The organism is Bosea vaviloviae (assembly GCF_001741865.1).
Classification (GTDB): Bacteria; Pseudomonadota; Alphaproteobacteria; order Rhizobiales; family Beijerinckiaceae; genus Allobosea; species Allobosea vaviloviae.
This window is the reverse complement of the sequence record NZ_CP017147.1, coordinates 5181484-5205555: the sequence shown is the minus strand read 5'-3', so window position 1 is coordinate 5205555 and position 24072 is coordinate 5181484. Positions and strand designations below refer to the sequence as shown.

27 protein-coding genes are annotated in these 24072 nt (G+C 66.1%); 16 read left to right on the top strand and 11 right to left on the bottom strand.

Features of this window, described 5'->3' with window-relative positions; translation table 11 throughout:
- Positions 1-367: 367 nt before the first annotated feature.
- From BHK69_RS23970 to BHK69_RS23950, 5 genes are all read right to left on the bottom strand, one after another.
- Positions 368-1378, bottom strand: coding sequence for a 4-hydroxyproline epimerase (locus BHK69_RS23970; protein WP_069693919.1), 1011 nt, complete (start codon positions 1376-1378; stop codon positions 368-370).
- 9 nt (positions 1379-1387) lie between these two features.
- Complete coding sequence (locus BHK69_RS23965; RefSeq protein ID WP_069692292.1) at positions 1388-1795, bottom strand: DUF3574 domain-containing protein; 408 nt, start codon at positions 1793-1795, stop codon at positions 1388-1390.
- Between the two features lie 127 nt (positions 1796-1922).
- The gene (locus BHK69_RS23960; RefSeq protein ID WP_069692291.1) at positions 1923-3155 is read right to left on the bottom strand and encodes an NAD(P)/FAD-dependent oxidoreductase; all 1233 of its coding nucleotides are present in this window, start codon (positions 3153-3155) and stop codon (positions 1923-1925) included.
- Positions 3156-3165: 10 nt separating this feature from the next.
- The gene (locus BHK69_RS23955) at positions 3166-3492 is read right to left on the bottom strand and encodes a cupin domain-containing protein (protein ID WP_069692290.1); all 327 of its coding nucleotides are present in this window, start codon (positions 3490-3492) and stop codon (positions 3166-3168) included.
- A 15-nt stretch (positions 3493-3507) separates the two neighbouring features.
- On the bottom strand, positions 3508-4410 hold the full coding sequence (locus BHK69_RS23950; RefSeq protein ID WP_069692289.1) for a dihydrodipicolinate synthase family protein: 903 nt from the start codon (positions 4408-4410) through the stop codon (positions 3508-3510).
- Positions 4411-4545: 135 nt separating this feature from the next.
- Between BHK69_RS23950 and BHK69_RS23945 the strand changes: the two genes are divergently transcribed.
- The 4 genes from BHK69_RS23945 (at position 4546) to BHK69_RS23930 (ending at position 6625) form a co-directional block, all read left to right on the top strand.
- Positions 4546-5250 carry a GntR family transcriptional regulator gene (locus tag BHK69_RS23945; RefSeq protein ID WP_083269645.1) on the top strand — a complete coding sequence of 235 codons (705 nt, stop codon included), beginning with the start codon at positions 4546-4548 and terminating at the stop codon, positions 5248-5250.
- Positions 5251-5391: 141 nt separating this feature from the next.
- Positions 5392-5604, top strand: a complete 213-nt coding sequence (locus BHK69_RS23940) for an AbrB/MazE/SpoVT family DNA-binding domain-containing protein (protein WP_069692288.1) — start codon at positions 5392-5394, stop codon at positions 5602-5604.
- Between the two features lie 171 nt (positions 5605-5775).
- Entirely contained in the window at positions 5776-5985 is a 210-nt protein-coding gene (locus BHK69_RS33515) for a PIN domain-containing protein (protein ID WP_342029738.1), read from the top strand.
- 121 nt (positions 5986-6106) lie between these two features.
- A complete protein-coding gene (locus BHK69_RS23930; RefSeq protein ID WP_069692287.1) occupies positions 6107-6625 on the top strand; it encodes a flavin reductase family protein in 519 nt (172 codons plus the stop codon).
- A gap of 40 nt (positions 6626-6665) precedes the next feature.
- Here the strand turns inward: BHK69_RS23930 and pcaC are convergent, their stop codons facing one another.
- Genes pcaC through pcaB form a run of 5 tightly spaced genes read right to left on the bottom strand, consistent with a single transcriptional unit; the run spans position 6666 to position 10954 of the window.
- Positions 6666-7061, bottom strand: coding sequence for a 4-carboxymuconolactone decarboxylase (pcaC, locus tag BHK69_RS23925; RefSeq protein WP_069692286.1), 396 nt, complete (start codon positions 7059-7061; stop codon positions 6666-6668).
- 54 nt (positions 7062-7115) lie between these two features.
- A complete protein-coding gene (gene pcaD / locus BHK69_RS23920; protein ID WP_069692285.1) occupies positions 7116-7895 on the bottom strand; it encodes a 3-oxoadipate enol-lactonase in 780 nt (259 codons plus the stop codon).
- 32 nt (positions 7896-7927) lie between these two features.
- Entirely contained in the window at positions 7928-8338 is a 411-nt protein-coding gene (locus BHK69_RS23915; RefSeq protein WP_069692284.1) for an aconitase X swivel domain-containing protein, read from the bottom strand.
- A complete protein-coding gene (locus tag BHK69_RS23910) occupies positions 8329-9588 on the bottom strand; it encodes an aconitase X (RefSeq protein WP_083269644.1) in 1260 nt (419 codons plus the stop codon). Before BHK69_RS23910 ends, BHK69_RS23915 begins: the two co-directional genes overlap by 10 nt.
- Positions 9581-10954: a 3-carboxy-cis,cis-muconate cycloisomerase gene (gene pcaB, locus BHK69_RS23905; protein WP_069692283.1), complete on the bottom strand. Its 1374-nt coding sequence runs from the start codon at positions 10952-10954 to the stop codon at positions 9581-9583. The genes BHK69_RS23910 and pcaB overlap by 8 nt, the downstream gene beginning before the upstream one ends.
- Positions 10955-11130: 176 nt before the next feature.
- On the opposite strand from pcaB, the gene BHK69_RS23900 reads away from it, so the two are divergent.
- Entirely contained in the window at positions 11131-11583 is a 453-nt protein-coding gene (locus BHK69_RS23900) for an SRPBCC family protein (protein ID WP_069692282.1), read from the top strand.
- A gap of 81 nt (positions 11584-11664) precedes the next feature.
- On the opposite strand, the gene BHK69_RS23895 is transcribed toward BHK69_RS23900, so the two are convergent.
- Positions 11665-13008 carry a methyl-accepting chemotaxis protein gene (locus BHK69_RS23895; protein WP_148663562.1) on the bottom strand — a complete coding sequence of 448 codons (1344 nt, stop codon included), beginning with the start codon at positions 13006-13008 and terminating at the stop codon, positions 11665-11667.
- 338 nt (positions 13009-13346) lie between these two features.
- On the opposite strand from BHK69_RS23895, the gene BHK69_RS23890 reads away from it, so the two are divergent.
- The 11 genes from BHK69_RS23890 to BHK69_RS23840 all read left to right on the top strand — a co-directional run bounded on the left by BHK69_RS23890 (position 13347) and on the right by BHK69_RS23840 (position 23959).
- The gene (locus BHK69_RS23890) at positions 13347-13859 is read left to right on the top strand and encodes a (2Fe-2S)-binding protein (protein WP_069692280.1); all 513 of its coding nucleotides are present in this window, start codon (positions 13347-13349) and stop codon (positions 13857-13859) included.
- 85 nt (positions 13860-13944) lie between these two features.
- A complete protein-coding gene (locus BHK69_RS23885; RefSeq protein ID WP_244548302.1) occupies positions 13945-16323 on the top strand; it encodes a xanthine dehydrogenase family protein molybdopterin-binding subunit in 2379 nt (792 codons plus the stop codon).
- Positions 16324-16421: 98 nt separating this feature from the next.
- Positions 16422-17225 (top strand): FAD binding domain-containing protein, encoded by an 804-nt coding sequence (locus tag BHK69_RS23880; protein WP_069692278.1) that lies wholly within the window; start codon positions 16422-16424, stop codon positions 17223-17225.
- Between the two features lie 121 nt (positions 17226-17346).
- Positions 17347-18276 (top strand): AAA family ATPase, encoded by a 930-nt coding sequence (locus BHK69_RS23875; protein WP_069692277.1) that lies wholly within the window; start codon positions 17347-17349, stop codon positions 18274-18276.
- A 125-nt stretch (positions 18277-18401) separates the two neighbouring features.
- Positions 18402-18779: a nuclear transport factor 2 family protein gene (locus tag BHK69_RS23870; RefSeq protein WP_069692276.1), complete on the top strand. Its 378-nt coding sequence runs from the start codon at positions 18402-18404 to the stop codon at positions 18777-18779.
- Positions 18780-18963: 184 nt separating this feature from the next.
- The gene (locus BHK69_RS23865) at positions 18964-20166 is read left to right on the top strand and encodes a vWA domain-containing protein (protein WP_069692275.1); all 1203 of its coding nucleotides are present in this window, start codon (positions 18964-18966) and stop codon (positions 20164-20166) included.
- A 175-nt stretch (positions 20167-20341) separates the two neighbouring features.
- Entirely contained in the window at positions 20342-20695 is a 354-nt protein-coding gene (locus BHK69_RS23860) for an XdhC family protein (RefSeq protein ID WP_069692274.1), read from the top strand.
- On the top strand, positions 20695-21324 hold the full coding sequence (locus BHK69_RS23855; RefSeq protein WP_069692273.1) for a LysE family translocator: 630 nt from the start codon (positions 20695-20697) through the stop codon (positions 21322-21324). The genes BHK69_RS23860 and BHK69_RS23855 overlap by 1 nt, the downstream gene beginning before the upstream one ends.
- Positions 21325-21328: 4 nt before the next feature.
- Positions 21329-22021 carry an XdhC family protein gene (locus tag BHK69_RS33250; RefSeq protein WP_069692272.1) on the top strand — a complete coding sequence of 231 codons (693 nt, stop codon included), beginning with the start codon at positions 21329-21331 and terminating at the stop codon, positions 22019-22021.
- A gap of 12 nt (positions 22022-22033) precedes the next feature.
- Complete coding sequence (locus BHK69_RS23845; protein ID WP_069692271.1) at positions 22034-23632, top strand: NTP transferase domain-containing protein; 1599 nt, start codon at positions 22034-22036, stop codon at positions 23630-23632.
- Between the two features lie 69 nt (positions 23633-23701).
- Positions 23702-23959, top strand: a complete 258-nt coding sequence (locus BHK69_RS23840; RefSeq protein ID WP_069692270.1) for a type II toxin-antitoxin system Phd/YefM family antitoxin — start codon at positions 23702-23704, stop codon at positions 23957-23959.
- Positions 23960-24072: the final 113 nt, after the last annotated feature.

The following is a 24072-nucleotide window of genomic DNA, read 5'->3' as shown; positions in this document are numbered from 1 at the left end:
TTCGACAATCGCGCCGGGCCACAATTCTGTCAAAAGCAATCTGGCACGTTTTGCCTGCTGTTTGTGCAGGCATCTCTGCGGTACGGCGGCGATTTCGCGCAAGATGATTGCGAGGCGGGCACTTCTGCAGCGGGTATTTCGGCCTGATGGGCCGTGAATATCCCCATGAAAAACCGTCTAGGATGATCTTTCTGCGCCCAATCGGCTTCCAACGGAGCGTGACCGTGTCGCGTGACGCAAGATCACGTCGCATTCGGGCGGCTCCGTCCGAATGCGACGTGACCGATTCTAAAAGTCGAGAGCATTGCTCCTGCGAAAAAAACGGTACCCACATTCTCGCGCATTGCTCTTGGGCAGTTTTGCCGCGTCAGGCGCGGTCGGCGAGCTGGAAGCCATGCGCCAACGGGTCACGGTCGTCGATGAAGATGGTGTTGTAACCGGTCATCCGAGCCCAGCCCTCGATCGAGGGAATGATCGCGTCGTGCGGGCCGACCTTCGCCGCCGCCTCGACCCGGCCGCGGAAGAGCGTGCCGATGATGCTCTCATGGACGAAGTCGTCGCCGACCTTGAGCTTTCCCTGCGCGGCCCATTGCGCCATGCGCGAGGAGGTGCCGGTGCCGCAGGGCGAGCGGTCGAGCGCCTTGTCGCCATAGAACACGGCGTTGCGGGCATGCGCCTCGGGCTTCGTCGGCGCGCCGGTCCAGAGGATGTGGGAGAGGCCGTTGATTGCCGGGTTCTCGGGGTGGACGAACTGGTATTTCGCGTTGAGGGCCGCGCGCAGCTTCGGGCTCCAGCGCAGCAGGTCTGAGGGGTTCACCTCGGCGATGTCGCGGATCGCGGCTTGCGGATCGACGATCGCGTAGAAATTGCCGCCATAGGCGACATCGACCTTAACCTCGCCCAGCCCTTCGACCTCGGCGGAGAGGCCGGTCGCGTGCAGATAGGAGGCGATGTTGGTGATGCGGACGCTGTCGACATAGGGCCCGTTGCGGACATAGGTCGCGGTGACGAGGCCGGCGGGCGTGTCGATCTTCAGCACGCCCTCCTGGCGCGGCGTCACCAGCCCGCGCTCCAGCGCCATGGTGACGGTGCCGATGGTGCCGTGGCCGCACATCGGCAGGCAGCCCGAGGTCTCGATGAAGAGGAAGGCGATGTCGGCGTCCTCGCGCGTCGGCGGGTAGAGGATTGCGCCCGACATCATGTCGTGGCCGCGCGGCTCGAACATCAGCCCAGTGCGGATCCAGTCGAACTCAGCCAGGAAATGGGCGCGCTTCTCGACCATGGTGTTGCCCTTCAGGGCGGGGCCGCCGCCGGCGACGAGGCGCACCGGGTTGCCGCAGGTATGGCCGTCGACGCAGAAGAAGGTGTGGGTCGTCATGGCATCCACTCAGAAGGATATGCAGGCCGGCTTCAGGATCGTGCCGACCGATTGCTGGTTGAAACGCTGCTTATAGGCTTCGGCGATTGCCGCGAGTTTGGCGCGCCCCTCGGGCTCGTCCTTCAGGGCGATGACGAGGAGTTTTGCCTGCTCGCGCACCAGGACGCCGCGCGTCGTATCGCGATACTGCCCTTGTCCTGCAAGGATCGTCAGCCCGTCGGGGAAGCGCGGCGTGACCTCCTCGTCGACGAAGCGCCCGAAGGCGGCCTCGCTGACGCCGAGCCTGTCGCCAATGTTGCGGCCGAACAGCAGTTCGGCGACGAGCATCGTTTGCTGGCCGGGAGAACATGAAAGCGGCATGAGGCTGGCGCAGCCGCCAAGGCAGGCGAGGCCGGCCAGAAACAGGATTCGAATCATTGTCTTGGCCTCGTCGGCTCAGAGCTTGATTCAGGTGTCGGGCGGCTGGGCTCGATTGCGAGAGCGAAGGCGGCTTTCGCGCCCGCCATCATCGCGATGCTGAAGATCGGGGCCGCCGTCATCGCCTTCAGAACCGGCGCGGACTGAACGCCGCGAGGTCGATCGCGGGCTTGCGGCTGGCGATCAACGCGGCGACGAGACCTGCCGTCGCGGTCGATTGCGTCATGCCGTAATGGCCGTGGCCGAAGGCGTAGACGACGTGACGATTGCGGCTCGCTTCGCCGATCACGGGCAATGAATCCGGGAGTGAAGGCCGGAAGCCCATCCAGAGCGTGCCGCTCTCGAAGGGCGGCAGGCCGTCGACCAGGCTGGCTGCCTTGTCGTAGAGGCTGCGCGTCCGGGCGTGGTTGGGCGCTGCCTTCAGCCCGCCGAACTCGACTGCGCCGCCGATGCGCAGGCCACTCTCCAATGGCGTCATGACGAAGCCATGGCCCTCGAAACCGACCGGGCGCGAGGTCAGGCCGGTGACGCCTGGAAAGCTGACATTGTAGCCGCGCTCGGTGTCGAGCGGGACCGCATCGCCAAGTGCCGCCGCCAGTGGCTTCGACCAGGCTCCGGCCGCGATCACCGCGCGATCGACGACGCGCTGCCAGCCATCGGGGCCGATCAGGGAGGGGCGCTCGCCCAGCGAGATGTTGCTGACCTGTGCCTTCTCGAAGACCGCGCCGCGCGCCAGCGCCGCCTCGAACAGGGCCAGCGTCAATTGCAGGGGATCGCTGATATGGGCGGTATCGGGATGGAAGGCCGCGCCGACCAAGCGCGGCTTCAGCGCCGGCTCGAACTGGCTGAGCTCCTCGGGGCCGATCATCTCGACCTTGATGCCGAACTCCGCCTGCCGCCTGGCGACATGGCCGGCCTCGTCGAAGGCGGCCTTGTCGGTGAAGACATAGAGCCCGCCCTGGCGATGGATGTGGCGGCTGAGGCCCGCGCTTTCGGCTCGTGCCAGCCAGGCCGGCAAGGCGAGTTGCTGCAGGGCGGCGAGCCCCTGGATCGAACGCTCATAGGCATCCGGCCGCGCCGCCAGTACGAAGCGGACGAGCCAGGGCAGGAGCTTGGGGAAATAGGCCGGGCGGATCGAGAGCGGCCCGAGCGGGTCGAGCAGGAACTTCGGCACCTGCCGCAGGTTTTTGGGACTGGCGATCGGCAGGATGTCGGTATGAGCCATCCAGCCGGCATTGCCGCGCGATGGACCGAAAGCGGGGCCTTCCTTGTCGAGGATCAGGACCTCGTGGCCCTCGTCGAGCAAGGCATGCGCGATCGCGCAGCCGACGATGCCGGCACCGACGACGGCAACCTTCACGACAGGGCCTTCATGGCAGCGACAATTCCTTCAGCGCGCCGGGCTGCTTCACCTCGATCTCGACGAAGGCGATCGGGTGGGCGGAGCCGTTCATGACGTCGTGCTGGACGCCGGCCGGGCGCATATAGGCCTGGCCTTGCGCCAGCGGCACGTCGGTTTCGGATTTTCCGTCATGGATGCGCAGCGTGCCCGCGACCAGCATCACCACGAAATAGGGCCAGCCATGGCTGTGCCAGCCGGTCACGGCGCCGGGCTCGAAATCCCAGCGCGTGATCCGGATCGCCTCGTCATCCTGCTGCAGCGTCGGGATGGCGGGGAGGGTACAGGCGAAGGCCATGGCGTCTCCGGTCTTTTAGAAACTCGGCAGCGTCGGGCGCGTGGCTTCGGCTGCCTTGACGATCGCCGTGAGGCGGGCACGTTCGGAGCCCTGCAGCGCCTGACGCGGAGCGCGGCAGCGGTCATTGGAGCCAATCACCAGCGCCTCGACCAGCTTGATGTTCTGGACGAGTCTCGCCGAGACGTCGAGATCGAGCAGCGGGCGGAACCAGCGATAGATCGCGATCGCCTCGTTCATGCGGCCGGCCTTGGCGAGTTCGTAGATCGCGACGGTCTCGCGCGGATAGGCCACGACCAGCCCCGCGACCCAGCCATCGGCGCCCATGGCGAGGCTTTCCAAGGCGAGGTTGTCGACGCCGGTCAGCAGCTTGAAACGATCGCCGCAGAGCGACCTGATCTCGCTGATGCGGCGGATGTCGTCGGAGGATTCCTTGATGGCCGTGAAGAGCGGCTCATCGGCGAGCTCCGCCAGCATGGTGGGCGGGATATCGACGCCATAGGCGGGCGGATTATTGTAGATCATCACCGGCAGGCCGCCGGCCCTGGCTACGGCCCGGTAATGGACCGCCGTCTCATGCGGCTCGGATTTGTAGGGAATGCCGGGCAGCACCATGAAGCCCGCCGCTCCAGCCTCGGCGCCGGCTTCCGCCAGCTTGCACGAAGCCCTGGTCGAACCCTGCGAGACCGTCAGCAGCACCGGCACCTTGCCGTCGGCGACGCGCAGCGCGGTCCTCAGCACCTCGATCTTCTCGTCAGGCTCCAGCGTCGAGGCCTCGCCGAGCGAACCGCAGACGATCAGGCCGTGCACGCCGGCCTCGATCTGAAGAGCGAAACAACGCTCCATTTCGGGGATGTCGAGACGGTCGTCGTTCGTGAATTTCGTCGTAACCGCAGGTAGAACGCCGGTCCAATGGCTCATGGCACAAAGCTCCTTGCGTGCCGGCCCGTTTCGCTTGCAGATTGCAAACGGGCGAGCTTTGGCTCTCAGCGACATAGGTGATATATCAATGATCGGTCGCACGTCAATCCAGTCTCATCGGCTGGCGGAGAGCGCATGAACCTGCGCCCGGTCTCCGATGCCCGCGCCGATGAGGAGGCGCTTGTCCAGCTTCCGCCGCCGGCAGCGCCCAGCCTGTCCGAGATGGCCTATCGCCGGCTCGAGGAGGCGATCGTGACCTTGTCGCTGCGCCCGGGCGCGGTGCTGACGGAAGCGCAGCTGATCGACCTCGTCGGCGTCGGGCGCACGCCGGTGCGCGAGGCGCTGATCCGGCTGGCGCAGCAGGGGCTGGTCGAGATCCTGCCGCGCAAGGGCGTCGTGGTGGCTGATATCAACGCCATCGACGTGATGGCGGCGCTCGATGCGCGCGAGGTGCTGGAGCGGCTGATCGCGGGGGACGCCGCCAAACGGGCGAGCCCGCGCGAACGCATTCTCATCATCGAGCAGGCCAAGGCGATGCGCGCGGCGGCTGAGACCGGCGACGTCAACGCCTTCATGCGCATCGATACGGAGCTCAACGGCATGGTGGCGGCTGCCGCGCGCAGCCCCTATGCGACGCGCGCCGTCGAGCCGCTGCAGGCGCTGATGCGGCGCGCCTGGTATCATTTCGAGCGGCAGGACGACCTCGTGCCCTCCGCGCATCTGCATGTCGCCTTCGCGCAGGCGATCGCGACGGCCGACCCCGCCGCGGCGATGATCGCGAGCGATGCGCTGATGCTGCATTTCCGCCGCGGCCTGCTTGGCGCGCTGGGGCGGGATTGAGGGCGTTGGGCGGAGCGATACGGGTACAGTTTGAGCGCTTCTGATATATCTTGGTGATCGCGGAGAACGCGCCCATTCGCGAGACTGGTCGGATCGTGCCAGTGTCTTACCGATATTCGATCGATTAGTGATGGGCCGGATATGAGCGCGCGCGCGAAGCTCTCGACGAAATTCCAGATCAGCATCCCCAAATCGGTTCGGGTCGCGCAAGCGTGGCAGGCCGGCCAGGAGTTTGTCTTCATTCCCAAGGGCGCGGGCGTCCTCGTCGTTCCCGTGCCTGAACTCGAGGATCTGCGCGGCTCTGCCCGCGAGGCCGACCCGACCAAATATCGCGATCGCGACGACCGCCATTGATGCGGGTGGTCGATAGCTCGGCCTGGATCGAATGGTTCAGGGATTCGCCGACCGGGGCGCTGCTTGCGCCGCACTGGCCGCCCCGTGCCGACACCATTGTGCCGACATTGGTGCAGTACGAGTTGGCGAAATGGGCTGCGCGGGGAGGTTTCCGACGACTTGGCGGACCGGATGATCGCCTATACCGAGACCTGCCGAGTCGTTGCCCTCGACACCTGCATCGCGCTGCGGGCGGTCGAACTCGCCCGCTCGCACCGGCTCGCCATGGCGGATGCTGTGATTTATGCGACGGCGCTCGATCAGGGCGTTGACTGCCTCACCTGTGATCGCCACTTCGAAGGTCTTGAACACGTTGTCTTCATTGAGAAGGCTCATGATTGAACGAGCCGGTCTGTCGCTCCGCGAACTGGCTTTCGCGGGTGCGTGCGCCTACATCAACGGGCAAGAGTTCACGTAAGCAAGAGTTCATGCGAGCAAGAGTTCATGCGAGCAGGCTGGGCGAATGACCAAGATCGTTGAGGCGGCGCCGCGCCTGACGCCGGCGGCCGATGGGCAGACCTTCCGCGACGCCATGGCGCGGCTCGCGAGCCCGACCCATATCGTCACGACGGCGGGGCAGAACGGCCGCGCCGGCTTGACCGCAACCGCCGTCGCCTCGGTCTCGGATGCGCCGCCGACCGTGCTGGTCTGCATCGAGGGCAACAGCCGCACGCTGGCGGCGATCGCGGCCAATGGCGTCTTCTGCATCAACACATTGCCGGGTGGCTTTGCCGACCTGGCCGAGACTTTTGCCGGGCGTCGCGGCATCGAGGGGGAGGCGCGTTTCGCCTCGGCACGCTGGGGCCGGCTTGCGAGTGGCGCGCCCGTGCTGGAGCAGGCGCTGGCCGCCTTCGATTGTCGACTCATCGCGATCCGGGATGTCGCGACGCATCGCATCGTCATTGGCGAGGTCTTGGCACTGGGCGGCGCGGGGCAGGGTGCCGGCCTGATCTATCGCGACCGGCGCTTCGAGACCGTTTGACACCTCAGAACTTGTTGACGCTTCAAGGCTTGCTGACGCTTCAGGGCTTGCCAGCTTCCGCCTCGATCTCGGCGAAGACGCTGGCCGCTTCCTTGAAGGCGTGGTTGGCGGCGGGCACGCCTGCATAGATCGCCGCCTGCATCAGCACCTCCTTGATCTCGTCCTTCGTCATGCCGTTGTTGAGCGCACCGCGGACGTGGATGCGGAACTCGCCCCAGGCGCCGAGCGCACAGGCGATCGAGAGCACGATGATCGAGCGCTCCCGGCGCACCAGGCCGGGCCGGTTCCAGATGTCGTTCCAGGCGGTGCGGGTGATGAATTCCTGCCACTCGCCGTTGAAGGCGGTGACGCCGGTGCTGGCCTTGTCGACATAGGCGTCGCTCAGCACGGCCCGGCGGGTCCTCATGCCGTTGTCGTAACGGGTCTTCTCGTCCATGGCGGAATCCTTCGGGCAAATCACCGAGATCAGGAAGGCGAGGGAGCGGTCATCTCAAGCTTGCAGGAAGTCGAGCACGGCCGTGGTGAAGGCGGCCGGCTGCTCGAGATTGGAAAGATGGGCGGCGTCGAGCTCGACCGTCTGCGCGCCATGGATGGAATCGGCGATCAGCTGCCCGGCAGCAGGGGGCGTCGCGGGGTCGACCTTGCCAATGACGACAAGCACCGGATTGGTGATCGCGCGGATCGGCTCGCGCTGGTCCATGTCACGGATCGCGGCGCAGCAATTGGCGTAACCGAGCGGTGGTGTGGTGCTGAGCATGTCGCTGACCTTGGCTATGGTCGCGCTGTCGCGCTCGCGGAATTCCTGGCTGAACCAGCGCTCCAGTATCGGCTGGACGAGGCCTGCCATGCCGTTGGCGCGCACGGATTTGATGCGGGTGTTCCAGAGATCGGGCGGGCCCATGCGGGCGCCGGTATTGGCCAGCACCACCCGGTCTAGGCGCTTGCCGGCATGGGTCGCGAGCCATTGGCCGACCATGCCGCCCTTGGAGAGGCCGCACCAATGTGCCTTGGCGATGCCGAGATGGTCGAGGATCGCCAGCGCGTCCTCGCCGAGCATGGCGATCGAATAGGGTTTGTCGGCTGCGGTCGATTGGCCGTGACCGCGTGAATCATAGCGCACGACGCGGAAGGCCTTCGACCATTCCGGGATCTGCGGATCCCACATCGAGAGATTGGTGCCAAGCGAGTTCGAGAGCAGCAGCACGGGCGCGTCGGTCGGGCCGTCGATCCTGATGTTGAAGGGCTCGCCCCTGATGGTCTCGATCGGCATGGCGTTTCTCTTGCGTTGTCAGTTGCGAGTTGTCAGTTGATCGTGATCGTGCCGCTGGCGGACAGCGTGAGCCGCCGGCCGGCCAAAGCCTGCTGCCGCTCGGCGGGAAGCCGCAGCGCCGGCGGCGCTTGCCAGCCCATTTCGCGCGCGACGATGATGCCGAGCAGCAGGATGGCGTCGGGCGCGTCCATCAGGATCGCGGCCGGGGCCTTGCCGGCATGGACGAGTTCCAGCAGCACGGCCGAAGCCGAGGAGGAGCCGATCGTGCCCGGCAGCGCCAGAACCGTGCCGGCGATGCTCGCGCCGCGCTGCGGATGGCGCGCATCGATGATCAGACCGGTTTTGGGATCGACGCCGCCCCAGAAGCTGATGGGTGCCGTGAGCGCCAGACATGGCGCAGAGACCGCTTCGCCAGAGATCAGGATCTCAGCCGTCAATTCCATATCAGGGCCTCCCTGACGAGGCGGCCCGCGACGGCGCTCTCGACGCATTCCGAGAGCGAGCCATAGGTCACGGCATAGCCGGTATTGCCCGGCGCATAATGCGCGAATTTGCCGGAATTGGTCATCAGCACCGCGCCCTCGATCTCGGGCAGGATCGGCGTGACCACGACGCAGGTATCGACCACGAAGACCACGCCGGCGGCTTCCAGCGCGGCGCGGCGACCATTGGCGGCGAGCGGCCCCACCACATGGCGGCCGGTGTTGGCATAGAGCGGCGTGGCGAGCTTGCGGCCTGCGAGCAGCCGCTCGACCTCCGCGATCTCGGCCAGAGAGAGATGCGGCGAGCCGATCGCGACGGCATCGATGCGCTCAGTCGCACCGGCGGTCGAGAGCCGCGCCAGCGCCGCCTGCAACTCCTGTGGGGTCAGGACGAGGCGCTCGCGCGGCGGGACATGCCTGAGCGCGGTTGCAGCGTCAGGCGCTTCCGGCGTCACGCCCGCGACATGGAACAGGCCGACGCCACCGGCTGAGGCTGCGGCAGCGCCCAGCGCCTTCAGCCGGTCCTCATTGGTGCAGCCTTGCAAGCCTTCAATGACCGCAACCGCACTGCCGGCGGCGCGACCGAGATAGGTCCCCAGCACCGGATAAAACACGTCGGAGCTGCGTAGGGACCGTGACAGGCCGCTGACATCGATCAGCAGGGAGGCGGCGCGATTCTCAGGCCGGTGCAGGCCGTAATCGGGTGCGCAGCCGGCAATGGCGCAGGCGATGTCGAGAAAATCGCCATAGCGGTTGGTGCGCGCGCCGAGCACCGAATTGCAGAAGATGACGGCGTTGGACTCGCCCCAGGCGACATCCGTGCCCACAGCCGGGCGATGCCCCGCCTGATAGGGCGCGCAGGTCCAGGAGGGCTCGCAGCCCATCGCCTCATAGGCGCGCATCATCCGCCCCGCCATGTCGCGCTCATGCGCGGGCAGGCGGATCGCGGCGCAGCCGGCGGGCGCGAGCGCGCCGACATTCAAGGTGGCGCGCACCGCAACCCTGGCGCGGCCCGCGACCAGCCTTTCGGCGAAGAGCGTGCCGGAATCGCCATGATAGAGCGCACCGTCGATATGGGCAGAGGCGACCGGGATCAGCCTCGGCGCCCCCATCAGGCGGGCAGCCTCCGCGACGATGCGCAATGCCATGGCGGCGCCTTCGCCTTGCGCGCCTGAGGCGATGCTGCGTTCCTCGGCGGAGAGCTCAATCATCGGAATCCATGTACTCCCGCTCCTCTTCGTAGAGCGCGAGGATGCGGTCGATGATAGCATCGGTTGCGCCGCGATAGGTCGTCGGGTCGAAGAGCTTGTCGATCTCGCCGGGCGCCAGCTTGCCGGCGAGGGCAGGGGTCTCGGCGAGCACGTCCTTGAGATGGCGGCCGCTGGCGATGCAGATGTGGCTGGCCTCCTCGAGCAGATGATGAGCCTCTCCCCGGCCGATGGCGGCGGCGAGGGCGAGCGATACGCGCTCGGCCATGACCAGGCCATTGGTGAGCTCCAGATTCTGCCGCATCCGCTCGGGGAAGACCTGAAGCCCTTCGATCAGCGTCACCATCTGGTTCAAGGCGGAGCCGGTAATGGTGAAGAGCTCCGCCATCGTGCGCCACTCTGCGTGCCAGCCGCCCATGGCGCGCTCGTGCTCCTGCGGTATGATGGCAAGCATGGTCGAGACGAGGCCGGGCGCGCGCTTGGCCGCGGCGAGGATCAGCGTGCACAGCACCGGGTTGCGTTTGTGCGGCATGGCGGAGGAGCCGCCCTTGCCGGGGGCTTCCGGTTCAGCCAGCTCGCCGATCTCGGTTTGCGCCATCAGCGCGATGTCCTGCGCCATCTTGCCGAGATGGCCCATGAAGATGCCGAGACCGGCGGCGATCCGCGCCGGGCGCTGGCGTTCGGTGTGCCAGGGCGTGTTGACGGCGCCGATGGAAGGCATCGTCCTGCCGAAGGCCTGAAGGACGGCTTCGGCGTGCTCGCCGAGCGAGGCCAGCGTGCCTGCTGCTCCGCCGAGCTGATGCGCGGACTGGCCATAGATCATGAAGTCGTCATGGAAGGAGACGACGGGGCCGAGCCAGTTCGCCGCCTTGATGCCGAAGGAGATCGGCACGGCGTGCTGCAGGAACGTGCGGCCGATCATCGGCGTGTGGCGATGGCGCCTCGTCAGTTCGGCCAGGGCGCTCGCAAGACGGGCGGCCCGTTCCAGGAGCAGCCGCCACGCCGCGCCATATTGCTGCGCATGGCCGGAATCGATCACATCCTGGCTGGTGGCGCCGTAGTGCACCCATTTCGCGGCTTCTGCATCGATCGCAGCGACGCTGGCCGTCAACGCCTTGACCAGCGGGATCGCAGGATTGCCGGCCAATGTCGCCGCCTTGCCGATGGCGGCGATGTCGTAGAGCTCCGCCTTGCATTGCGCGCCGATCGCTTCTGCAGCTTCAGTGGGGATGACGCCGGCGGTGGCTTCCGCGCGGGCAAGCGCCGCCTCGAAATCCAGCATGCCTTGCAGCGCCGCGCGGTCGTCGAGCAGCGCTGCCATTTGCGCATCGGCGAACAATTCGCCGAACAGGCCGAGAGGGCCGTTCATCTGTCTACGGACCGGGGCGCGGCGGGCTTACCTTGGGCGCTGTTCACTTTTGTCCCCTTGTGCAGCGAGGGGCTTTCCGCTCATGGATAGCCGACCCGAGCCTTGGATAGACCCGAGGCATGGCCGGCTGCAACAGCGGCGGGGTCGGCTTGATCCAGGAATGAGGGAGTAGCGGCATGGCGATGACGATGAATGGCGAGGTCACCTTGCCGGCTGCCAAGAATGTGGTCTGGGCCAAGCTGAATGATGCGGAGGTGCTCAAGGCCTGCATTCCCGGCTGCGATCAACTGACCAAGGACGACGACACCCATTTCTCGGCGATCGTGAAGGTCAAGCTCGGGCCGGTGAAGGCGACTTTCCGAGGCAAGGTCGAACTCGTCGACCTCGACCCACCCAATGGCTACCGTATCCAGGGCGAGGGCGAGGGCGGCATCGCCGGCTTCGCCAAGGGCGGCGCCAAGGTCGCGCTCAGCGACGCCGAGGGCGGGCAGACGCTGTTGCGCTACGATGTCGAGGCGCAGGTCGGCGGCAAGCTGATGCAGCTCGGCGCGAGGTTGATCGATTCGGTTTCGAAGAAGCTCGCCGACGAGTTTTTCGCCAATTTCGCCAAAGCGGTCAGCGAAGGCTGACCGCGTTCTTCAGTATCAGGGCGGTCAGTGAGGGCTGAGCGCGTCCTTCAACATCAGAATGTTCAGCGAAGGCTGAGCGCGTCAGGACACCTGTCTCAGCGCCGTCAGCGCCTCGCTGACGGTGGCCTCCGCTGCGCCGACTTGAAGTGCGATCTGTGAAGCGACGAGCGTGGCACGTTCGATCGCCCTCGTCGTCGTCTCCAAGCTGTCGCCGACGGCTTGGGCGCTGGCGATCGTGTCATCCGAGCACCCGGCCACATCCGAGGCGTCGCGCGCTATGCCCGAGGTGACGAAGCTCTGCTGGGCGACCGAGTCGGATATCGCCTCGGAATCGCCCCGGATTTCGCCGATCGTCGTGCTGATCGAGGCGGCATGCTGGCCGCATGCCGCGGCGTTTGCCGAGAATTCGGTGATCTGGCGAGAGATCTCCCGCGTCGCACTGGCTGTCTGCGTAGCCAGTGACTTCACCTCCGAGGCGACGACGGCGAAACCGCGCCCGGCTTCCCCCGCTCGGGCGGCCTCGATCGTGGCGTTGAGAGCGAGCAGATTGGTCTGTGCGGCGATGTCTGCGATCAGGCCGAGAACTGAGCCGATGCTGGCGGTCGATTCACGCAATTGCATGATCGCGCTGTTCATCGCCTCCGCGTCGCCGACGGCGCGGGTCGCGATGGCGACGCTTTGGCGGGCGCGATGGCCGATCTCGCCGATATTGGCCGACATCTCTTCGGTCGCGGCTGCCGTCTGGCGGGCGCGGTCTCTCATCGTTTCGGCGGCGCGCGTGACATCGAGGACCTGTGTCCGGATGAACGCTGTCGCGCTCGTGGTCTCGTCTGTGGCGCCGACGAACTGCTCGACGGCGCTGCTGATCGTCGAATCAAGCGTGCCGATCCGTGATTTCAGCATATGCGCGGTGGTGTCGAGCGCGTCGCGGCGATGCCTGGCCTCCGCAGCCTCAAGGGCATGATCCAGCGTGATCGCGGTATTGATGTCCATGACCAGGACGTTCTCGACGATCTCCATGTCTCCCGCGAAACGGCGGGGAAACAGCACAGAGGCCAGGCGCGGCTTCGTGGCGATTGCTCTGAAAAGGGCCCCCGCGATCGCCACGCGGGAACGGGTGCCGACCTTGACGGCGCGCTCCAGCATGCACATGCGCTCCATGGACTTGTGGTAGCGCTCGTCGAAATCACCTTCAAAGATCAGCCTGAAATGCTGCTCCGTGATCTCGTAGAGGTTCTCGGTTAGCGGCGTGATGCTGTCTTTCAGCCCGGGATGGATCTGGCGACCATAGGCGAAGGCCTTGGCGACGATGTCTTCGATGACGAGGTCGACATGCTTGCGATAGCCCCGCAGCGCTGTGCGTTTTTGCTCGCCGTAGCCCGTCGAGCGCAGGCGGCATGCGACCTGTTCGGAAATCGATGTCAAGATCGGCCCCCGCGCCGTCGGCAAAAGCGCTCCAACGAGCCGGCTCACGGTGAGTGGTCCCGGTTAAAATTCCGGCAATGCGATATACGTACGCGGTCTCGCAAATTCTGGCGGAGTTCCCGTCGAACGCCCTGAATCGCCGAGAAACGGTACAAAACAGCCTGCCTTGTCTGGATGCCCCCGGCTTGACCGCGCAAAAACGCGGGTCCACATTCGGTTTCGAGCTATTCCAAGGAAAAGCTGCCCTTCGTCGATCGCGGTCGCGCGAGGGGAGAATACGCTACGGCTTCGAGATGTCTTAGCCGGGCGCCAGACCCGGGTCACAGGAGGAATGCCCCATGGCCACCGTTTCGATGACGGTGAACGGCAAAGCCGTCACCGGCACAATCGATCCCCGTACCTTGCTCGTCCAGTTCCTGCGGGAGAATCTGCGCCTGACGGGCACGCATGTCGGCTGCGACACCAGCCAGTGCGGCGCCTGCGTCGTCCATGTCGACGGCAAGGCGATCAAGTCCTGCACGACGCTGGCGCTGTCGCTCGAGGGGGCTTCCGTGACGACGATCGAGGGGCTGGCGGTCAACGGCTCGCTGCATCCGATGCAGGAGGCTTTCCGCGAGCATCACGGGCTTCAGTGCGGCTATTGCACGCCGGGCATGATCATGGCGGCGGTCGATATCGTGAACCGGCGCGGCCATGCGCTCGACGAGCAGACGATCCGCGAGGATCTCGACGGCAATATCTGCCGCTGCACCGGCTACCACAACATCGTCAAGGCGATCGCAGCCGGGGCTGAAGCGATGGGTGGCAAGGCCATGGATCGCAAGGATCCACCGCGCCAGGCCGCCGAGTAGGGCGTTTCGCCCGCGCCATCCCGCGCGGGATTTTTCTCATGCCATGACGTGCCCGCCAGAGGCGCGCTGCGAGGAGGGAACACCAGTGTCTTCTCAATCAAGCTCCGCCACCGGAATCGGCGCCTCAGTCCGCCGCAAGGAAGACCACCGCTTCATCACCGGCCAGGGCCGCTACACCGACGACATCAACCGCCCCGGCCAGGCCCACGCCTATTTCCTGCGCTCGCCCCACGCGCACGCCACCATCAACACAATCGACACCAAGGCCGCCGCCAAGATGCCCGGCGTGCTTGGAATCTTCACAGGCGACGATCTCACGGCCGATAAGGTCGGCGGGCTGATCTGCGGCTGGATGATCCACAACAAGGACGGTTCGCCGATGCGCGCCGGCGCTCATCCGGCCCTGGCCCAGGGCAAGGTCCGCTATGTTGGCGACCATGTCTGCGTGATCGTCGCCGAGACACTGGCGCAGGCGCGCGACGCGTCGGAGGCGATCGTCGTCGATTACGGCTTGCTGCCGGCGGTGGTCGACACCGCAAGCGCCGCCAAGGCCAAGACCGTGGTCCATGCGGAGGCACCCGACAACACGGTGTTCAACTGGCATCTCGGCAACAAGGACGAGACAGAGAAGGCCTTCAAGGCGGCCAAGCATGTGACGAAGCTCGACATCGTCAACAATCGGCTGGTGCCCAATCCGATGGAGCCGCGTGCGGCCGTCGGCGATTACGATCAGGGTGAGGGGGCATTCACGCTCTACACCACGAGCCAGAACCCCCATGTCGCCCGCCTCGTGCTCTCGGCCTTCATCGGCATCGCGCCCGAGAACAAACTGCGCGTGATCGCGCCCGATGTCGGCGGCGGTTTTGGCTCAAAGATCTTCATCTATGCCGAGGAGACGGTCTGCGTCTGGGCGGCCAAGAAGGTCGGCCGGCCGGTGAAATGGACGTCGGACCGTTCCGAGGCCTTCCTCTCCGACGCGCATGGCCGCGACCATGTCACTCATGCCGAGCTCGCGACCGATGCCGAGGGCAAGATCACGGGCCTCAGGGTCAAGACCACGGCCAATCTCGGCGCTTATCTCTCGACCTTCTCCTCTTCGGTGCCGACCTATCTCTATGCGCCGCTGCTCTCGGGCTCCTACGACATCCCGGCGATCTATGCCGAGGTCGATGCGGTCTACACCAACACGGCTCCCGTCGACGCCTATCGCGGGGCGGGGCGGCCGGAGGCGACCTTCGTGGTCGAGCGCCTGGTCGAGGTCGCGGCGCGCGAACTCGGCAAGGATCCGGCGAAATTCCGGATGCAGAACTACATCAAGAAGTTCCCGCACCAGACGCCGGTGATCATGATGTACGACGCCGGCAATTACGGCGCGGCGATGAAGAAAGCGCTGGAGATCATCGACTACAAGGGCATCGGCAAGCGCAAGCGCGACTCCGCCCGCAACGGCAAGCTGCGCGGCATCGGCTTCTCCTCCTATATCGAGGCTTGCGGCATTGCCCCATCCGCAGCGGTGGGGTCGCTGGGGGCCGGCGTCGGTTTATGGGAATCGGCCGAGGTCAGGGTCAATCCGATCGGTACCGTCGAGGTTTTGACCGGCTCGCACAGCCATGGCCAGGGCCATGAGACGACCTTCGCCCAGCTCGTTTCCGACAAGCTCGGCATCCCGATCGAGAACGTCTCGATCGTCCATGGCGACACCGACAAGGTGCAGATGGGCATGGGCACCTATGGCTCGCGCTCGGGCGCGGTCGGCATGTCGGCGATCTTCAGGGCCGTCGACAAGGTCATCGCCAAGGGCAAGAAGGTCGCGGCCCATGTGCTGGAGGCCGACGAGGCCGATATCGACTTCGCGGATGGGCACTTCAAGGTGAAGGGCACGGACAAGACGCTCGATTTCGGCTCCTGCGCGCTGCAGGCCTATGTCGCGCACAAGTTCAACGGGCAGGACCTCGAACCCGGGCTGAAGGAGGGCGCGTTCTACGACCCGACCAACTTTACCTTTCCGGCCGGCGTCCATATCTGCGAGCTCGAGATCGACCCCGCCACCGGCACGACCCATATCGAGCGCTGGGCGGCAGTGGATGATTTCGGCAATGTCATCAATCCGATGATCGTCGAGGGCCAGGTCCATGGCGGCATCGCCCAGGGTGTCGGGCAAGCGCTGCTGGAAGGGGCGAAGTACAACAGTGACGGGCAGCTCGTGACCGCGAGTTTCATGGATTACTGCATGCCCCGCGCCGACGATCTGCCATCCTTCGATGTCGGCATGACGGTGACGCCATGCCCGTCCAACCCGCTCGGCATCAAGGGGTGCGGCGAGGCCGGCGCCATCGCCGCCCCGCCTGCCGTGATCAACGCCATCACCGACGCGCTCGGCCATGAGGACATCGCCATGCCGGCGACGCCTCAGGCGGTCTGGCGTGCGGCACAGAAGAGCCTCCGGAGGCTGGCGGCGGAGTAATTTTGGCGAATAGCGAGTGGCGAATAGCGAATGATCTTGCCTCATTCGCAATTCGCTATTCGCCACTCGCCCATCATCTTTCGAAAGGGATCATGCCCATGTACGCCTTCACCTTCCATCGCCCGGCCACGGCGCGCCAGGCTGCCGGTCTCCTCGCCAAGAAGGAGGACGCCAAACTGCTCGCCGGCGGGCACACGCTGCTGCCGACGATGAAGCAGCGTCTCGCTTCGCCAGCTGCACTCGTCGATCTCGGCGGCTGCGCCGATCTCAAGGGCATCGAGCGCAAGGGCCGCAATGTCGTGATCGGCGCGATGACGAGCCATGCCGAGGTCGCGGCCTCGCCAGTCGTGCAGGAGGCCATTCCGGGCCTGGCCTATCTCGCCTCGCATATCGGCGACCCGCATGTACGTAACCGCGGCACGATCGGCGGTTCGGTCGCGAACAACGACCCCGCGGCGGACTATCCCGCAGCCTGTCTCGCGCTCGGCGCGACCATCGTCACCAACAAGCGCAAGATCGGGGCGGACGAGTTCTTCACCGGCCTTTACGAGACGGCGCTGGAGGAGGGCGAGATCATCACCAAGATCGCTTTCCCGCTGGCTTCCAAGGCGGCTTATGCGAAATTCCGCAATCCGGCCTCGCGCTATGCGCTTGTCGGCGTCTTCGTCGCCAAGCGCGGCTCCGATGTCCGCGTCGCGGTCACGGGCGCGGGTGAGGGCGGCGTCTTCCGCTGGCCCGAGGCCGAGGCTGCTCTGAAGACGCGCTTCACCGCGAAATCGCTCGATGGCCTCAAGGCCTCGGCCAAGGGCATCAATGCCGACATGCATGCCGATGCCGAATATCGCGCGCATCTGATCGGCGTGATGGCGAAGGACGCCGTGGCGCGCGCGACGGGGAAGTAGGGCGCTGCGCGCAAGCCTGCCGCGTCTTGCCCGGGCTTGACCCGGGCATCCCGGCCAAGCCTAGCTGGTGGTTCATTCCCAAGAGATGCTCGGGGTAAGCCCGAGCATGACGCGAGTTGTCATGCCCACGGCTCTTCCTGTCTCCATCGACGCGACGCTGTCCCTCCTGCAAGGGCAGGGCTACGTCGCCGACCGCTCGCTTGCGACCGTGCTGTTCCTGGCGCTCAGGATGAAGCGGCCGCTGCTGCTGGAAGGCGAGGCCGGCACCGGCAAGACCGAGATCGCGAAAGTGCTTTCGGCCGCTTTGGGGCGCAAGTTGATCCGGCTGCAATGCTATGAGGGGCTCGATCTCGCCTCGGCCGTCTATGAATGGAACTACGCCGGCCAGATGATGGCGATAAGGCTCGCCGAGGCGGGCAGCGCGACGGGCGATCGCGCAAGTCTGGACCGGACCAGTCTGGAGGCCGACATCTTTTCGGAGAAATACCTGGTCAAGCGTCCGCTCTTGCAGGCGCTGGAGCCGCAGGAGGGCGGCGCGCCGATCCTGCTGATCGATGAACTCGACCGCACCGACGAGGCTTTCGAGGCCTTTCTGCTCGAAGTGCTGGCGGATGCGCAGGTGACGATTCCCGAACTCGGCACGATCAAGGCGGCGGAACCGCCGATCGTGATCCTGACCTCGAACCGCACGCGCGAGATCCATGACGCGCTGAAGCGGCGCTGCCTCTATCACTGGGTCGGCTACCCCGATGCCGTCCGCGAGCTCGCCATCCTCAAGGCGCGCGCGCCAGGTGCTCCCGCCAAGCTGGCGAAGCAGGTCGTCTCCTTCGTGCAGGCGATTCGCAAGGAAGAATTGTTCAAGGCGCCCGGCGTCGCCGAGACGCTCGACTGGGCGAGTGCTTTGGTGGAGCTCGACGCGGTCGCGCTCGATCCCGCACTGGTCTCGGACACGCTGGGCGCGCTGCTGAAATACCAGGACGATATCCAGGCGATGCAGGGCTCGAAGGTGAAGGAGCTGCTGGACCAGGTGAAGGCGGAAGCGCGAGGCTAGGTTGGGGCTCAGCCGTCATGGTCGACCTTGTGTCGGCCATCCACGCCTTCGTTCAACCTGGCCGACACGTCGCAAGACGTGGATAGTCGGGACAAGCCCGACCATGACGGAAGAGGAGGGACACCATGTACAATGATCTCAAGGCGATCGAGGCGGCGACCTGGACCTATCTCAACGGGCTTTATGAGGGCGACGTCGACAAGCTCTCCCATGTCTTCCATCCGACCAGCGCGCTGACCTCGGCGCAGGAGGACGGCGCGATCAAGATCCTGCCGCGCGACCAGTGGCTGGAGTGGGTGCGCAGCCGGCCCTCTCCGAAAGCCGCCGGCCTGGCGCGCGGCGACCATATCCTGACCATCGATCTGGTTGGGCCGACGCTGGCGCTGGTCAAGGTCAAATGCCAGATGCCGCCGCGCTATTTCACCGATCTGCTGTCCTTCCTGAAGGTCGATAGCAAATGGCAGGTCGTGCAGAAGGTGTTCATGACCGAGGTAAGGGAGTGAGGCACGCGCCATTGCGTCAAAGGGCGCGGGGAACCCCTTTCCCGTGTGGGAGAGGGGCAGGGGTGAGGGCCGGACGGTGCTTGATTGAGCGATGGCAGGCCCTCATCCGGCGCTCCGCGCCACCTTCTCCCATCCGGGAGAAGGAAGGGCGCGTTGCGGCCTTCACGACCGTCGCGGCTCGCCCATGACTGGCAAGCTCCCCGAAAACGTCGCCTATTTCGCCCGAGCGCTCCGCATCGCCGGTGTGCCCGTCGGCTCGGGTGCGGTGGTCGAGGCGGTCGAGGCGCTGGCCGAAGGGGCGCTCGGCGAGCGCGACGACGTCTATTGGACGCTGCATGCGATCTTCGTGAAGAAGCATGAGGACAGCGTCGTCTACGATCAGGCGTTTCGCCTGTTCTGGCGCAGGCGGGCGCTGATCGAAAAATTGATGGCGCAGATGTCGCCCGTCTCGCCTGGCGGCGACAGCACGCCGCAGAAGGAAGAGGCCGGCGCGCTGCGGGTGGCGGAGGCCTTCGCGCCGCCCAAGCGAGAGGAAGACGAGCCGCCGCGAGAGCTGACCGAACTCAGCGCACAGATGACCGTTTCCGATCGCGAGACATTGAAATCGCGCGATTTCGCCCAGATGAGCGCGGCCGAGATCGCGCGCGCCAAACAGCTGATCGCGGGCTTGAGCCTGCCTGACGACAGAGTGCCGACACGGCGCTTCCAGGCTGCGCATCAGGGCGCGCGCATCGACCCGCGCCGGACCTTTCGCCGCTCCCTGCGGGGCGGCGGCGGTTCGATCGATCTGGCGTTCCGCGAGCGCGCCGAGGTGCATCCGCCTGTCGTCGCGCTGGTCGATATCTCGGGCTCGATGGCGGAGTATTCGCGCATCTTCCTGCATTTCCTGCATGCGCTCACCGAAAAGCGCCACCGCGTGCATTCCTTCGTCTTCGGCACAAGGCTGACCAATGTCACGCGCAGCTTGCGCGCCCGCGACCCCGACGATGCGCTGGCCCTGGCGGGACGCGCCGCGCCCGACTGGGAAGGCGGCACGCGCATCTCGACGGCACTGCACACGTTCAACCGGGTCTGGTCGCGCCGGGTTCTGGCGGGCGGGGCGGTTGTTCTGCTCTTTACCGACGGGTTGGAGCGGCATCTCGACGGGGAGCTCTCCTTCGAAATGGACCGCCTGCACCGCTCCTGCCGCCAGCTCGTCTGGCTCAACCCGCTGCTGCGCTTCGAGGCCTTCGAGGCGCGCGCCAGCGGCATCCGCGCGATGCTGCCCCATGTCGACAGTTTCCGGCCGATCCACACCCTCGCGGCGATGACCGATCTTTGCGCGGCGCTGTCGCCGAATGCAGACCGGATGAGTGATCCGCGCCAGTGGTTGAAGAAGGCCGGGTGAGACATGATGTCTTTGTTCCGTATCCGCGCGAGCGTGCTCGCTTCCCGTCATGGTCGGGCTTGTCCCGACCATCCACGTCTTTGCTGGTCGAGCGTCGTGTTCAAGACGTGGATGCTCGCCACAAGGGCGAGCATGACGGCGCTGGCGACCGCAGATGAGTGAGGAGAATAGCTTCATGATCTCAACCGACACAGACATCCTCAGCCTCGCCGAAGCCTGGGCCAAGTCGGGCCGCGGCGTCGCGCTCGCCACCGTGATAGAAACCTGGGGCTCGGCCCCGCGCCCGGTCGGCTCCCATCTCGTCATCGATGACGAGGGCAATTTCCAGGGTTCGGTCTCGGGCGGCTGCGTCGAGGGCGCGGTCGTTGAGGAGGCGGCCGAGGTCATCGGCGATGGCAAAGCCCGCACGCTCGAATTCGGCGTTGCCGACGAGACCGCCTGGAAGGTCGGGCTCTCCTGCGGCGGGCGGATTCGGGTGTATGTCGAGCGAATTCTGGTCGAGCGGATTGTGGCCGAGAAGGCGAACTGATGGCCTCCTGGGAAACCCTTGTCGCCTTCGCGACGCTGACCATCCTGGTCGCCTATTTCCCGGGGCCGGCGCTGCTCTATACGGCGGCGCAGACGATCTCGCATGGCCGCCGTGCCGGCTTCATGGCGATGCTCGGCATCCATCTCGGCTGCTATCTGCATGTCTTTGCCGCCGCCTTCGGCCTGTCGGCGGTGTTCAAGCATGTGCCGGAGCTCTATGTCGCGGTGAAGCTTGCGGGCGCGCTCTATCTGGTCTGGCTCGGCATCGGCATGATCCGCGCCAAGCTGGCCCAGGGCGACGCTCCCGCGACACAAGCCAAGACGGTCAAGCGCGCCTTGATCGACAGCTTCATCGTTGAAGTGCTGAACCCCAAGGTCGCGCTGTTCTTTATTGCGCTCCTGCCGCAATTCGTCGATCCGACCGGCTCCCTGCCGGTCTGGGCGCAGTTCCTGGTCCTCGGCGCGATCGTCAATTTCGCCTTCTCCTCGGCCGATTTCGTCACGGTCCTGGGGGCGTCCGCCGTGATCAAGACGATGAAGCAGACGCGAGCCGGTTTCGCCTTCGGGCGCTGGCTTGGCGGCTCGATGATGATCGGGCTTGGGCTGAAGCTCGCGACCGACAAGGGCTGACGCGATGGAACTCTCAATCCTGTCTGCGCTCAATGCCGAGCGCACTGGGCGGCGGGCGAGCGTGCTCGTCACCACGATCGCAAGCGGTGCACAGCGGCTGGTCAAAGCGGCCGAGATCGCCGCCGATCCTCTGGCGGAGCTGCTCGACAAGCAATTGCGCATGGCCAAGAGCGCCATGGTCGAGGTCGAGGGCGCGCAGTATTTCCTGACCGTGCAGGCGCCGCATCCGCGCATCGTCATCACCGGCGCCGTCCATGTCTCGCAGGCGATGGCGCCGATGGCGAAGCTGCTCGACCTCGACCTCGTGATCATCGATCCGCGCACTGCCTTCGCCACGCCCGAGCGCTTTCCCGGCGTGCGCCTGCTGACGGAATGGCCGGACGAGGCGATCGCGACGATCGGGCTCGATAGCTACACAGCCTTCGTCGCGCTGACGCATGACCCCAAGATCGACGATCCCGGCCTCGAGGCTGCCTTGCGCTCGGATTGCTTCTATATCGGCGCGCTCGGTAGCCGGAAGACGCATGGCGGGCGCATCGAGCGGCTGGCGGCGGCGGGCTTCGATGAGGCCGCGACCGGGCGTATCCACGCGCCGATCGGGCTCGACATCGGTGCGGTGTCTCCTGCCGAGATCGCGCTCGCGATCCTGGGCGAAATCGTCAACAGCTTGCGCGGCCCGCGCCGCAAACCGGCCTGAGCCACAAGCCAGATGAAATTCGGACCCGTCGCCATCACCGAGGCCGCAGGCTGCATCGCCGCGCACACCGTCCGCGCCGGCGACGTCATCGTCAGGAAGGGCGCGACGATCAGCGCGGAGGATGCAGGCAGGCTCGCTGCCGCCGGGCTGAGCGAACTCGTCGCAGTCAGATTGGAGTCGGGCGATATCGACGAGAATGCCGCAGCGGCGAAGCTGGCTGCGGCGCTGGCGGGGCAGGGCGTCGTCACCGAGACGCCCTTCACTGGCCGCGTTAATCTCTTCGCGGCGGCAGCCGGCGTACTGATGATCGATGTCGCGGCGATCGACCGCTTCAACCGCATCGACGAGGCGATCACCGCCGCGACCCTGCCGGTCATGAAGCCTGTCGTCGCTGGCGAGATGGTCGGCACGGTCAAGATCATCCCCTATGGCTTGGCTGGGAGCCTGGTGAATGAGGCGCTGGCGGCCGTCCCGGCCGCGCCGATTGCGGTTGCTGCCTATCGGCCCGCTTCGGTCGGAGTGATTTCGACGCTCCTGCCGGGGCTCAAGCCCTCGGTCATCGAGAAGACCCTGCGGATTATGGCTGACCGGCTCACGCCGGCCGGGGCAAGCCTCTCCGCCGACAGGCGCGTACCGCATGAGGTTGCGCCATTGGCGCAGGCGATTGCGAAGATGGCGGCGGGGCCAGCCGACATCGTCGTCGTCTTCGGGGCCTCGGCCATCACCGATCGGCGCGATGTGATTCCGCAAGCACTGCTCGCGGCCGGAGGGCGGATCGAGCATCTCGGTATGCCGGTCGATCCCGGGAATCTGCTGCTGATCGGCGAGCTCGCCGGCAAGCCGGTGATCGGCGCGCCCGGCTGTGCCCGTTCGCCCAAGGAGAATGGCTTCGACTGGGTGCTGCAGCGCTGTCTTGCCGGCATTCCCGTCCGCAAGGCCGATATTCAGGCGATGGGCGTCGGCGGCCTCCTGATGGAGATCGTCTCGCGGCCACAGCCACGCGCTCCGGGCCATGCGGAGGCCGCCCCGGTCGCCGGCATCGTGCTCGCGGCCGGCCGCTCGACCCGGATGGGCGAGGCCAACAAGCTGCTGCAGGCTGTGCGCGGCAAGCCGCTGGTACGCCATGCTGTCGAGGCGCAACTGGCGTCGCGGGCCGGGCCTGTCCTGGTGGTGACGGGGCATCAGCAGAAGGAGGTTGCGGCCGCGCTGGCCGGCCTCGATATTCGCCTCGTCCATAATCCCGATTTCGCCAGCGGCCTTGCCAGTTCTGTGAAGGCGGGGCTTGCCGCATTGCCGGCCTCGGCGCCGGGCGTCGTGATTTCGCTCGGCGACATGCCCAATGTGACCGCGCAAGTGATCGATAGGCTGGCCGAAGTCTTCGCCGATAGGCCGGATGCGCTCGCGGTGGTGCCGACACTGCTCGGCCAGCGCGGCAATCCCGTGCTGCTCGCCCGGGCGCTGTTCCCGGCGGTGGCACGATTGACCGGAGATCAGGGCGCAAGGCGCCTGCTCGACGAGGCCGGAGACGCGGTCGCCGAGGTGCCGCTGGACGACCCGGCGATCGCGCTCGACGTCGATACGCCGGAGGCACTGCGGGCGCTGATTGGGTAGGGGATGGCTCGATTTGGACCATGTATTGGTCCAAATTATTGGGACTGCGTTGCAGGACAAGGCTTGCCGATGAACATCTCCGTCAGCGAGGCCAAAGGGCAACTGACCGATCTCGTCCGCCGCGCGGAGGCCGGCGAGGAGGTGGTTCTGACCCGCCATGGTCAGGCAGCCGTCCGGCTGGTTCCGGTCAAGCCGATCGTCGACCGCGCGGAGCGGCGGCGGGTGATCGAGACGGCCCAAGAGATGGCGCGCGGCAAAATCTTGCCGGGGCCGGACGCCGCCCGCAGCCAGGATTTCCTCTATGACGAGGACAGCTTGCCGAAGTGATCGCGGTCGACACCTCCGCGCTGATGGCGATCCTCCTCGAAGAGCCGCAGGCTAGAGCAGGATGCGCCGCCGCTCCCACTCCCGCACTGGACGCAACCATCCTCTGCACATGG